This window comes from Arachidicoccus sp. (assembly GCF_050436765.1).
Classification (GTDB): Bacteria; Bacteroidota; Bacteroidia; order Chitinophagales; family Chitinophagaceae; genus Arachidicoccus.
Map to the genome: position 1 here is coordinate 1 of NZ_JBNQGD010000357.1, position 13,315 is coordinate 13,315.

General features: G+C 37.8%; 10 protein-coding genes. All 10 read right to left on the minus strand.

Translation table 11 applies throughout. The features are described 5' to 3' along the window. Positions 1 to 98: 98 nt before the first annotated feature. Entirely contained in the window at positions 99 to 1,916 is a 1,818-nt protein-coding gene (ftsZ, locus tag ACQR30_RS15070; protein WP_429736579.1) for a cell division protein FtsZ, read from the minus strand. A 78-nt stretch (positions 1,917 to 1,994) separates the two neighbouring features. Beyond that, on the minus strand, positions 1,995 to 3,425 hold the full coding sequence (ftsA, locus tag ACQR30_RS15075; protein WP_429736581.1) for a cell division protein FtsA: 1,431 nt from the start codon (positions 3,423 to 3,425) through the stop codon (positions 1,995 to 1,997). Then, on the minus strand, positions 3,422 to 4,303 hold the full coding sequence (locus ACQR30_RS15080) for a cell division protein FtsQ/DivIB (protein ID WP_429736583.1): 882 nt from the start codon (positions 4,301 to 4,303) through the stop codon (positions 3,422 to 3,424). Before ACQR30_RS15080 ends, ftsA begins: the two co-directional genes overlap by 4 nt. Then, positions 4,303 to 5,694: a UDP-N-acetylmuramate--L-alanine ligase gene (murC, locus tag ACQR30_RS15085; protein WP_429736585.1), complete on the minus strand. Its 1,392-nt coding sequence runs from the start codon at positions 5,692 to 5,694 to the stop codon at positions 4,303 to 4,305. The genes ACQR30_RS15080 and murC overlap by 1 nt, the downstream gene beginning before the upstream one ends. 1 nt (position 5,695) lies before the next feature. After that, positions 5,696 to 6,808 (minus strand): undecaprenyldiphospho-muramoylpentapeptide beta-N-acetylglucosaminyltransferase, encoded by a 1,113-nt coding sequence (murG, locus tag ACQR30_RS15090; RefSeq protein WP_429736587.1) that lies wholly within the window; start codon positions 6,806 to 6,808, stop codon positions 5,696 to 5,698. Between the two features lie 8 nt (positions 6,809 to 6,816). Then, positions 6,817 to 8,121: an FtsW/RodA/SpoVE family cell cycle protein gene (locus ACQR30_RS15095; protein ID WP_429736589.1), complete on the minus strand. Its 1,305-nt coding sequence runs from the start codon at positions 8,119 to 8,121 to the stop codon at positions 6,817 to 6,819. A gap of 41 nt (positions 8,122 to 8,162) precedes the next feature. Next, positions 8,163 to 9,527, minus strand: coding sequence for a UDP-N-acetylmuramoyl-L-alanine--D-glutamate ligase (gene murD / locus ACQR30_RS15100; RefSeq protein ID WP_429736590.1), 1,365 nt, complete (start codon positions 9,525 to 9,527; stop codon positions 8,163 to 8,165). A 5-nt stretch (positions 9,528 to 9,532) separates the two neighbouring features. Continuing rightward, complete coding sequence (gene mraY / locus ACQR30_RS15105) at positions 9,533 to 10,837, minus strand: phospho-N-acetylmuramoyl-pentapeptide-transferase (RefSeq protein ID WP_429736591.1); 1,305 nt, start codon at positions 10,835 to 10,837, stop codon at positions 9,533 to 9,535. A 41-nt stretch (positions 10,838 to 10,878) separates the two neighbouring features. Beyond that, the gene (locus ACQR30_RS15110) at positions 10,879 to 12,342 is read right to left on the minus strand and encodes a UDP-N-acetylmuramoyl-L-alanyl-D-glutamate--2,6-diaminopimelate ligase (protein WP_429736592.1); all 1,464 of its coding nucleotides are present in this window, start codon (positions 12,340 to 12,342) and stop codon (positions 10,879 to 10,881) included. Between the two features lie 15 nt (positions 12,343 to 12,357). Then, positions 12,358 to 13,315 (minus strand): penicillin-binding transpeptidase domain-containing protein (locus ACQR30_RS15115; protein WP_429736593.1); only part of this gene is annotated, 958 nt, incomplete at its 5' end.

Here is a 13,315-nt window from a genome sequence, read left to right on the forward strand (position 1 = left end):
CATAAGGTAAATCCCGTTATATTTTAGAAAAAATCCCCTAGAAATATCTAAGGGATTTACAACTAAAAACCAGATTCCTAAGATGGCGATTAAGCATATCAATCGGGCTTTTTGCCTTCTAAAAAAGCATTGAGGCCTGATATATTGATGCCCTCTTTTTCGTCTTTATTTACGGTGTATTTACTATAATAACTTTCGGCTGAGCTACCAGCCTGGCTATTGTTCAACATCTCTAAATTACGGCGTACATAAGCGGGTACTGTTTCGTATTCCTCGGCAATATCATTTCCCTGAATATTGTAAGAGAGATTGCGCAATTTTTGAATACGCTCTTCAGCTTTACGTTTTTTCAATTCTTCTTCAGATAGATCTTCATTACCTGCTGCATTTGTCAAAGGAACAGACGGCAGTATAACATTCTTATTTTCTTTGAAAACAATTTGCATTTCTTCCTCCTGTGGGAACATTGGGAAAGAGGGTTGTGGCTTTTTTACATCTTCTTTTGGTTTTTGTTCGACTTTTGGATGCGAAGCATAAATGTTATTGGGCTTGCTAAGGAAACTATGATTCGGTTGAACAGTTTCGGTGGGCTTCTCTTCATATTTGAGTTGAGACTCTTGGTCAACCACTTCTACTTTTTTCTGTTCCGGTATTTCTTCCTTGTTTTCTTCGCTATCTTCTTCTAACGAAAAAATTATGGATTCCTCACTATTAATTGTTTCATTACCTGCCTGATAAAGTATATCGTTCATTTCTTCTTCTGCTGGAGAAAGCTCTACAACAGTGGGCATTTCAATTTTTTCTGCCGGCTTTTCCGTCGTTTTTTCTTCTTTCTCTTCGCTAGCGCTCTCGCCTGCATCGCTTGATGCAGTTTCATTCATTTTCAAAGTGAGTATTACTTTATCTTTTTCAGGAACGCTTTCGAAATCTGGTTTCTCTTCGAATGGGTCTTTATGCTCAAATCCAGTAGCTATAAGTGTTACAGCGATGCTATTTCCAAGACTATTGTCGATACCCATACCTACGATTACATCGGTATTTTCACCGGCCATATTGCGTACATGATCGTTGATCAATTCAAATTCGTCTGTTCCACATTCATAATCACCGGCACTTGTGTTGATGTTTAATAAAATCCATTTTGCGCCGTTGATGTTATTGTCGTTTAGAAGAGGCGAATTAATTGCATTCTCTATTGCCAATTGCGCACGATCTTCTCCTTCCACAATTGCACTGCCTAAAATGGCTACACCACCTTTGCGCATTACCGTGCAAACATCGGCAAAGTCCACATTGATTTGACCATTGCTGTTAATGATGTCGGTGATACATTTAGCTGCGGTTGAAAGAACATCATCGGCTTTTCCAAATGCTTCGCGCATTTTTAGGTTCTTGTGTTGCATACGTAATTTATCGTTACTAATAACGAGAAGCGTATCGACATGTGGTTCTAACTCTTTGATGCCATTTTCAGCTTGTTGTTTTCTACGGGGGCCTTCAAAACTAAATGGTGTGGTTACGATGCCTACAGTAAGAATGCCCAACTCTTGACATATTTTTGCAATGATGGGCCCGCCTCCAGTACCGGTACCACCACCCATTCCGGCACATATAAATGCCATCTTGGTATTTACTTCGAGTATTCTTTTTATTTCTTCTAAAGATTCTTCGGTTGCTTGACGACCGACTTCCGGATTGGCCCCTGCACCTAAACCTTGGGTGAGATGCGGCCCAAGTTGAATCTTGTTGGGAATAGCACTATTTTCCAACGCTTGTGCATCAGTATTACAGATGATAAAATCTACATTTTCTATTTTTTGCAGAAACATATGGTTTACTGCGTTGCCGCCACCACCACCAACACCAATTACTTTAATGATGGAAGAGCGTTGCTTGGGGATATCAAAGTCTATCATAATTGTTTACTATTTAATGGTTAGTAGTTATTTGTTTAAATGTTTTTATAAGGTTATATGTTTAATTAATTCCGCTCATTACATTACTCGGTCTTCTTCTTCTTTAAACATATCAATTAAATTATTTTTAAACTTTTCCCAGAATAAGATGGGCTTTCTTGCTTTTTTCTCTTTGGGTCTTTTTTCTTCTTCTACTGCTATATTATTTTCAATTGGTAATTCATTGGTGAGAATAGGGGTTGTTGGGCCTTTTATGATATTTGATTTCTCAAATACCTTATTTTGGTTTTCAAAATCATTTTCACCTTTCAGAATTAAACCAAGGCAAGTTGCATAAACAGGATTCTTTAACTGTTCAATATGATTTGGCGCTAAATGTTCATTTGGGTAACCAATGCGAGCGTTTAAACCTGTTACATATTCAGTTAATTGAATCAAATGTTTTAGCTGAGAACCTCCCCCCGTTAAAATAATGCCGGCGGTAAGTTTTCTATTATCTAGACCGACCTGTTTTAAATGGTAAGTTACAAATTCTAATATTTCAGTCATTCTTGCCTGGATAATATTTGCCAGATTCTTAACACTTATTTCTCTTGGAGGCAAGCCGCGCAGGCCTGGGATTGTGATGAACGCATTGGCTTTTGCTTCATCGGTAAGTGCGGAGCCAAATTGTTTCTTCATGGCTTCCGCGTGTTGTTTTAAAACACCTAGCCCCAGGCGAATATCATTGGTGATATTTTCTCCTCCAAATGGAATGACGGCGGTGTGTTTAAGTACTCCATCGTGGAAAATGGCTAAATCTGAAGTGCCGCCTCCAATATCTAAAACTGCAACACCTGCTTCCATATCTAAGTCACTGAGGACGGCTGCTGAGGAGGCGAGTGGCTGTAATACCAAATCTTTTGTTTTTAAATTGCTACGAACCACTGCACGGTTTATATTGCGTATTGCATTCCTGTCACCTGTAATGATATGAAAGTTTGCGCCTACTTTTACGCCATTATATCCTATAGGATCTTTCACCGATTGAAAATTATCTACGTGATACTCTTGAGCGATTACATCAATAATTTGATCACCTGCAGGGATAAATGTTTTGCGCTGATTTTCTATTAGTTGATCAATTTCGAAGCGTTGTATCTCTACTTCGGGGTTCTGACGTACAATATCGCCTCGTGTTTGCAAACTTTTAATATGATGTCCTGCGATGCCGACATATACTTCATTAACCTCCAGGTCAGGATTGCTTTCATGACAATTCTGCATGGCGGAGGTAATGGCGCGCATAGTTTGATCTATATTTAATACTTGCCCATGCTCAACACCATTGCTTGGTGCATGGCCAAAGCCAAGAATCTCTAACTTGCCATGTTCATTTTTCCGCCCGGCGATAACTGCAATCTTTGTTGTGCCGATATCCAGCCCCACAATTATGGGAGATTCTTTACTTGCTGTAGAATCAATATCTACAGCTTTATCTTTCTCTGTGTTTAGATTTTCGTTAGTCATTTATTTTTGTTTTTAGTTGTGTTTTTTTGAATCGTTTTTTTATTTGCAGAAGTTTTTGTTATCGTTGTAGCTGCGCCACTTGCGACAGTCTTAGGTGGTGCATTGGGTGGTGCGGTTGTTTCAAGTTCTGTAGAGGCGACTACCTGTCCATTGTATTGTACACTTATTTCTTTATATTTATTGATGCCGGTTCTTTTTAATACTTGATGATAGAAACTATATAATCTATTCAATTTGTCTGCTATGTTTTCCGCATTGCCTAAATCGATTACTTCATCGCCAATTGTTGGAATGATTTGGAAATCACCAGAATTAGTAATGTTTATCTGAGAAATAAATGCAGTCCAAAATGTATCAATTGAAATATAATTGGCAATATTTTTAACCCCTGCCAGTAAAGTACTGTCTGGTGCGGAGAGTTTCTCTCTGTTTGAAGGGAAGCCCGTAAACACAGGTATTTTAGCTAATACATTCCTATTGACAGGTAATCTGCCCATGCTACTATCTATATAGAAGGAATTTCCATTCACTGTAAAGATTCTTGCTACCGGATTATTTTCTTCAATCCCCACTTGTAGTATCTGATTGTTGTCAAAATATAATTTTGCTTCTTTAATCCAGACGTCTTTTTTTAACTGTGTTTCAATATTTCTTAAATTGATTTCCCGAATCGGTCTTTGGATTTTCCCTGCATATTCATTAATCTGTATTTTGAGCCCTTGTTGATCTAAGTATATATTTTTTGAATCTCCATGTATATCAATATTTATACCTTTGCATGTTTTATTACCTTTGTTTTTAGCACCGGCAATAAGAAGCCCTATGGCAGTAATGCCAATCAATATCCAGAAAAATAATATAATCCTCTTTTTTATCATTATTGCTTAGCTTCTAATATCTCCTTTATAGGTAATAGTAATTCGTCAATATCTCCGGCTCCGCATAGTACCATCAATCGTGGGTTTTCCAGGCTTATTGTTTTCAATAAATCTTCTTTTGACAAAATTCTTTTATTACTTATTTTCATCCTCTGCAAAATCAAATCACTACTTACACCTTCCATTGGTAATTCTCGGGCTGGATAAATAGGTAGCAGGATTACTTCGTCCGCTTTATCTAAACTGCTGGCAAAATCAGCAGCCATATCATTAGTCCGGCTATATAAATGCGGCTGAAAAACGACGGTTAACTTTCCATCGAAAAGGCTTCTGATTCCGTTTATCAATGCACTTAATTCTTGAGGGTGGTGTGCGTAATCGTCGATTAGAATATGCTTGTCATTGTTTAAATAATATTCAAAACGACGTTTTACTCCTTTGAAATTGGCAATAGCCGTTTTTATTTTTTCCTCTTCAATAGCAATGTATTTAGCAACCGCTATGGCTGCTACTGCATTTTCAATATTATGAAGACCGCCAATATTTAATGTAAAACCTTCAATCAATTGATTTTGATAAGAAATGTCAAAATGGTATGCACCATTTATTATTTTTCTGTTTACCGAGAATACATCGGCATTTTTATCTTCGAAACTATAAGTCAAATGATTATCTGCATATAATTCGTCTCCTCTTTTTAACCCATATTTACTAATCAAACAGCCATGAGGTTTTACTCTTTGTGCAAATTGTATATAGGCGTTTTCTACTTCTCTTGCTGTTCCATAAATATCCAGGTGATCCGCATCCATAGCGGTTATCACGGCGAGATCGGGAGAAAGTTTTAGAAAAGACCGGTCATACTCGTCGGCTTCGATTACACTTACATTTTTTTCACTAGCCCAAAAATTGCTATTATAATTAGCTGAGACCCCGCCTAAAAATGCATTACAGCCATATTTTGTATCGCGCAACAAATGAGCAATCATTGTAGAAATGGTTGTTTTCCCATGTGAACCACCTACGCATATATTAAAAGTGCGCTCTGTTATCCATTGCAGGACATCACTGCGTTTAACGACGATAAAATTATTTTCTCTGCAAAAAATTAATTCTTTGTTTGTTTCTGCGATAGCTGGTGTATATATTACTGCATCTATATCTCGAGAAATTGATTTGATATCTTCATTGTAATGAATTTTGATACCTTCTGATACGAGTTGTTTTGTGAGAGGGGTCTCTTTACGATCATAACCGCTAACGTCCACCTTCCTGCTTTTGAAATACCTTGCAAGCGCACTCATGCCAATACCCCCTATCCCAATAAAATAAACTTTATTGATCTCGCTTTTTATTGCTAACAAAGGATTTGTATGGTTTTGTTCACTCATTTTATTTGGCTATCGTTTTTAATATTTCGTCTGCAATTCTCTCATTTGCATTAGTTACTGCTAATGAACTTATATTTTTAGAAATCGATTTTCTTTTTTCGTCATCCATTAACAGATTGGTAATGGCGCTGAATAATTTCGTATGTGCGTCTTCATCTTTTATTAATATTGCTGCATTTTTGTTTACGAGTCGCATGGCATTTGCCGTTTGATGATCCTCAGCGGCATAAGGGAAAGGCACAAATACTGTCGGCTTACCCGCTACACACATTTCTGCTATCGTCATAGCGCCTGCCCGCGCAACCACTACATCTGCTGCTGCAAAAGCTTTATCTATATCTTGAATAAATTGTTCTACCCATACATTGCGTGAGAACGATTTGCCGGCCAAAATATATCGAGATGAATTGTTGGCTCCGGTTTGCCATATCAGTTGAACATTAAGTGCTTGTAAATCGGTGAGGTGATTGATAATCACTTCATTTATTGTACGTGACCCCAGACTTCCACCGGTTACCAAAATAGTTTTTTTGTTTTCTTCCAATCCAAAAAATCGTAATCCTTCTATGCGATTAATTGTCGACTCCGATATAATTTTTCTTACCGGATTGCCGGTGATTATTATTTTATCTGCCGGAAAAAATTTCTCCATTCCTTCAGAGGCTACAAAAATTTTGCTTGCATTTTTCCCCAAAAGAATGTTGCTCTTCCCCGCAAAGGAATTGGATTCATGAATAAACGTGGGTATGCCTTTCTTTTGCGCATAACGCAGCACAGGGTAAGTAGAATAGCCACCGACACCGATGACCGCATTAGGTGGAAATGCTTTAAAGATTTCTTTTACTTGGAAAAAACTTTTTATTAATTTATAGGGCAATGAGATATTTTTCAATAATGAACTTCTGTTGAAGCCGGCAATATCAATACCCTTAATTTGATAGCCTGCTTGCGGCACCTTTTCCATTTCCATTTTGCCTAATGCTCCTATAAACAATAGTTCAATGTTTGCGTCGATCTTCCTCAATGCATTGGCGATAGCAACCGCAGGGAAGATATGGCCCCCAGTGCCCCCTCCGGCTATAATAATTCTTTGTATGTTTTTGTTTTCTGTCAATTTGTATACTAATTAGTTGCTGTTGTTAATGTACTGGCTTTCTTTTCTTTCTCGATTCCCTCGACGATTTTTCTTTGCGATTCCCCTTCCATTTTTTCTACATTGCATGCTACACTTAAGATTATTCCGATAGCAGCACAAGTAAATAAAAAGGAACTGCCGCCCATACTGATTAGGGGCAGCGTCACCCCTGTGACCGGCATTATATTTACATTTACGGCCATGTTTGCTAATGCCTGAATGATTAATGTGAAACTCAGGCCCAACGCTAAAAATGCGCCAAATGCGAATGGACACTTTCGAAAAATGCGTATACATCGAAATAGAAAAACCAGATAAATGAAAATAATAAATACCCCCCCGATTAAGCCATATTCCTCTATGATTATAGAAAAAATAAAATCGTTATAAGCTTGTGGTAAATAATTTCTTTGCCTGCTGTTACCTGGTCCTAGACCATATAATATACTGCCATTGGCGATGGCAATTTTTGATTGCTGTACTTGGTAGGGAACTTCTTTTTTATCATTATACATGAAATTTTCTACGCGACTTCGCCAGGTGCTGAAACGTTTAAATATAGAATGCCCTGATGACTCTACCGTTTCAATATTGCCTGAATCTGCGTCATTGACATTAGAATTGTGATGCATCGCTGCTGAACCAATCAGTAGCAGAATTGGTATCATTGCTGCTAAGATAACTAAAGCAATATGCTTAATACTTATCCGACCAATGAACATTAACAATAAGGCTGTTGCCCCCGTCAATAGACCATTTGACAGATTTGCCGGGAATATTAAAAGACAAGTAAGCGCTACAGGAATGAATACAGGGAGAAACCCCTTTTTGAAGTCTTTTATTACTTTTTGTTTGCGGCTTAATTGTCTTGAAACAAACATAAACAATGCGAGCTTTGCAAAGTCACTGGTTTGCAAAGTCATATTGATGATAGGCAGCTTTATCCATCGGCTACCATCATTAATTTCTGCACCAAAGAACAGGGTATAAAATAGCAGTGGAATAGAAATAGCGTATAGTATGACTGCGATGCGGGAATAGAATGCATAGTTGACACGATGCAGAAAATAGATAGCCACCAACCCAATGATAATAAAGACAATTTGTTTGAATAAATAAACTTCAGTATTGCCATGATTCATTTTATAAGCCAGAGAGCCCGTTGCACTATATACAACGAGTACAGAAATTAGCGCAAGCAAAGCTACAGAAGCCCATATGTAACGGTCGCCCTTTGTTTTGTTGGTTAATCCTTTGAATGTGTTCTCTATGTCTAAAAACTCATTAATCATGTTTTGTTATACTTGGTTTTGTCGAATATTTTGTTTGGATATTATAAATTCTTTACTTCGGCTTTAAACTGATCGCCCCTGTCCATGTAATTTTTAAATAGGTCGAAACTCGAGCAGCCAGGACTTAATAATACTGCGTCGTCTTTTTCAGCTAGCTTGTAAGCCTCTGTTACTGCATCTTTCATGGATTGCGTATCAATGATAGTCGCTGTTTTGTCTCTGAAGGCTTCGTGTATTTTTTTGTTATTGATTCCTAAGCATACAATTGCTTTTACTTTTTCGCTGATTAAATCTTCAATTAAGGTATAGTCATTGCCTTTATCTACGCCTCCCATAATGAGTACCGTTGGTTTTGTCATGCTTTCTAATGCAAACCAAACCGAATTAAGATTGGTGCCTTTGCTGTCGTTGATAAATTCTACACCACGAATAGTGGCTACAAATTCCATGCGATGTTCGAGACTTTCGAAAGTCTGCACTGCCTCCCGGATTTTTTCTTTTCGGATGTCTAATACAGACGCTGCTATGCCTGCGGCCATTGTGTTGTATTGATTGTGTTTACCTTTGAGTGCCACGAAATCGTAAATATTCATGCTTATGCGCTCTTCCTGTGCTTTAATCATCATTTGATTGTCTTTAATGTAAGCGCCTTTGGTTACTTCTTGTTTCATAGAAAAAGGTAATGGGTTAGATGAGATAGTAATATTTTTTAAATGAGCCATAATGAGTTCATCATCGATGCAATAAATGAAATAATCATTGGCTGTTTGGTTTTCTATTATTCTGAATTTGCTATTTATGTAATTCTCTATTTTGTAATCATATCTGTCGAGGTGATCTTCTGTTATATTAAGTAGTACTGCAATGTCGGGTCGGAAGGTTATAATATCGTCTAATTGGAAAGAACTGATCTCAGCTATGTATAATGCTTTTGGGTCTTCCGCAACTTGTTTGGCAAATGAGTAACCAATGTTTCCTACAAGAGCGCAATCCAATCCCGCTGTTTTGCATATATGATAAATCAACGACGTAGTTGTACTCTTTCCGTTCGTACCGGTAATCGCTACAATTTTACTATCACCTTTATAACGATAAGCCAATTCTATTTCGCTTATAATGGGGATATTGTTGGCTCTTATTTTTTTTATTAAAGGATTTTTTTCCGGAATTCCCGGACTTTTCATTATTTCACTTGCTGATAGTATTTTCTCTTCGCAATGATGCCCTTGCTCAAAATCGATGTTATTTTCTTCTAATTCTTTTTTATACTTATCTGAAATATTTCCTGAATCGCTTACAAAGACGTCATAACCATTTTTCTTTGCTAACAATGCTGCGCCCACGCCGCTTTCGCCGGCGCCAAGTATGCACATTAACTGCTTAGTATTTGATGATCTGTCGCTCATTAATATTACCTTATTTTTAAAGTTGCTATTGCAAAAACCACTAATAAAACAGTGATAATCCAAAAACGTATAGCTATTTTACTTTCGTGAAACCCTTTTTTTTGATAATGATGATGCAGGGGACTCATTAGGAACACGCGCCTGCCTTCACCATATTTTTTCTTGGTATATTTAAAATAAAAGACCTGAATTATGACACTTAGGTTTTCAATTAAGAATACCCCACAGAAAATAGGTATCAATAATTCTTTTCTTACGATGATGGCGAGCGATGCGATAATGCCACCCAATGCTAAACTTCCTGTATCGCCCATAAACACTTGGGCTGGATAAGCATTATACCAAAGAAAGCCTACGCACCCCCCCACAAAAGCGCTGATAAAAATGGAGAGCTCTCCCAGGTTGGGGATATACATAATATTTAAATATCCGGCAATCTGGTAGTTGCCTGAAACATATATCAAGATGCCTAAGCCGACCCCAATTAAGGCACTCACGCCTGCAGCAAGGCCATCCAGGCCATCGGTGATATTGGCCCCATTAGATACAGCGGTGATGATAAAGGTGACCGCCAGAATATAAATAATCCAGGAATATTTTTCTGCTCCGGGGCCTATCCAACTAATTAAACGTGTATAATTAAATTCATGATCTTTCACAAATGGAATTGTTGTGATGGGCTGATGTACGCGCACATATTTTCGATCAACACCATTTACTTTATGTATTACTTCGTTCGGGTTATTTACTTTTACTACTTCGGTGCTGTTAGGCGATAGTGGTAAAACTTCGCGCTCCATGGCCACATTCTGATTGAAATACAAAGTTGCGCCTATGATAATTCCAAGACCCACTTGCCCGATTATTTTTGACGTTCCGGCTAAACCATCTTTATCTTTTTTCTTATAATTCTCCCCTTTTTTTTGTGCGTTTCTTCTAGCTTTTAATTTCAAAAAGTCGTCTAGAAAACCGATAACGCCTAGCCATACGGTACATAACAACATTAGCCGTACGTAAACTTTACTTAAATCTGCTAACAATAAAGTGGGTATCAAAATGGCCAACAAAATAATAATACCACCCATTGTCGGTGTGCCTTTCTTTTGTGTTTCCCCGGCCAGACCTAAATCGCGAACTGTTTCGCCAATCTGTTTCTTTGATAAATAGTTGATAATACGTTTGCCATATACCGTTGCAATAAACAACGATAACAAAATAGCCAAAGCAGCTCGAAACGTTATGAATTGAAACAATCCCGCTCCGGAAATATTAAACTCATGCTTCAGCCATGTGAACAAACTGTATAACATATTTTCTGGTTATAATTTGATAATTATGAATCAATGACTCTTTATTTCTCTAATAATGCGAACATTTCTGCAAGCACCTCTTTATCATCAAAATGATGTTTTACACCATTTATTTCCTGATATTTTTCATGACCCTTTCCTGCAATTAAAATGATGTCACCACTTTTTGCAAAACTGATGGCTGCTTTTATTGCTTCTCTTCTATCGACAATACTTATTGCTTTTTTCCTGCCTGCACTATTTAATCCTGCCTCTATTTCTTTGATAATTTCATTTGCATCTTCGGTGCGTGGATTGTCACTTGTTATTATTATCTTATCGCTCAATTTGGATGCCTCAAAAGCCATTTCTGGCCTTTTTGTTTTGTCTCTATCTCCACCACAACCAAAAACGGTAATGACCGTCTCATCTCCTTTTTTTAATTTGTTTATCGTAGATAATACATTTTCCAAAGCATCAGGCGTGTGGGCATAGTCCACAATAGCGATGATGTTCGAGCTGCTAACTATATATTCAAATCTGCCTTCTGCACCGACTGTCATACTTAGAACGCGCAATATTTCATCCGGATTTTGTTTTAGGCAAACTGCTGCACCATAAACTGCTAAGAGGTTGTAGGCGTTGAAGGTTCCTATAAGCCTAAAATTTACTTCCACGTTACCAATCACCATTACCAATCCGGTAAGTACATTCTCCAAAATTTTCCCTTTGAAATCGGCTATTGTTTTCAGGCTGTAGAAAAATTTCTTCGCTTTTGTATTTTGCAACATTACAGCCCCATGCTTGTCATCTAAATTAGAAATGGCGAAAGCACTTGAATTCAAATGATCGAAGAAACTTTTCTTTACTTTAATATATTCATCGAATGTTTTGTGATAATCTAAATGGTCGTGTGTGATATTACTAAAAATGGCGCCTTTAAAATTTAAACCCGTAATTCTATGCTGGTGAATGGCATGGCTACTACATTCCATAAACACATGTGTGCATTCACTTTCCACCATCTTGTTTAGAAGCTCGTTTAACGAAATAGCATCGGGTGTGGTATGTGTGGAAGATAAAATTTCGTTGCCAATTTTGTTTTGCACCGTACTTATCAACCCGCATTTATAACCCAGGCCAGTAAACAAATTATATAATAAAGTTGCTATGGTAGTTTTGCCATTTGTCCCTGTAACTCCCACCAATTGAACTTTTTCTGATGGATGGTCGTAAAAATTGTGCGCAATAATTGCGGCAGCTTCGTGTGAGTTACTTACCTGTATATAAGTAATATTCTCATGCAAGGATTCCGGCATAATTTCACAAACAATTGCGCTTGCACCCAGGGAAATAGCTTTGCTTATAAATGAATGACCGTCACTTTGTACGCCTTTTAGTGCCACGAATAGCGTTTGCTCTGCCGTTTTTCGTGAGTCGATCTGTACGGCAGCAATTTGCTTGTCCAACACGCCATTAACCCGTGTAAGATGTACTTTGTGCAATATGTCTTGTAATGTTTTCAATGCTATCTCTAGATCTTAAATACTTAATTGAATGTTTATTATTTGTCCTTTTTCTACTGGTGTACCCGCACTAACTGATTGTTGTGTTACTCTGCCTGCACCCTTTACATTTACCCTCAATCCCATACTTTCACAGACATATAACGCGTCCTTCAATCCAAGCCCGGATAAATTGGGCATTTGCTTTCCATTCATTAAATGCAACGCTGTTAATTTATCCGTATTGCTGCTGTCGCTATAAAGCGTCGCCCAAGGCGTACTTGCAGAAACGTCTGTGCTGTATTTTATACCTAGCCCATTGGCGACATCTTTAAAATCGTAGGATGAACCTGTATAGCTGTATGTTGCATTTGTATGTTTTAAACTGTCTAATGCTGCATATTGATTTTTATTGTTGCGGCGTACATATAGCGTATAAAGACGTTCTGCAATTTCTCTAAACACCGGCCCCGCTACACTTGCACCGTAGTAAAGCGCTGCGTGAGGCTTGTTTACTATTTCGACAACACAGGTATATTGTGGGTCGTCTGCCGGGAAATATCCTGCGAAAGCGGCTTGATATATTTTATCGGCATATCCTTGAGAACCGTTTGCTACCAATGCTGTACCTGTTTTGCCGCATAACTTAAAAGGCAGGCCCTGTAATAATGTATAACCTGTTCCGTGTGGATCATTGCATACTCCATACAAACAAGATTGTAATTGACGTACGACACTTGAATCGGCTACTTGACGTAGAACGACAGAGTCCATATGTTTCACAATATTGCCATCAGAAGAAATATCGGACACCAAGTATGGTTTCATCATTGTACCATTATTGGCAATGGCATTGTACAACATAGCTATACCAAGAGGAGAGATAAGTGTGTTGTAACCAAACGCCATCCAGGGTAGTGTTGTTGCACTCCAATATTTGCTGTCAGGTGTATATATGAATGGATGCCTTTCTCCTGCAATATCTACTCCTGTA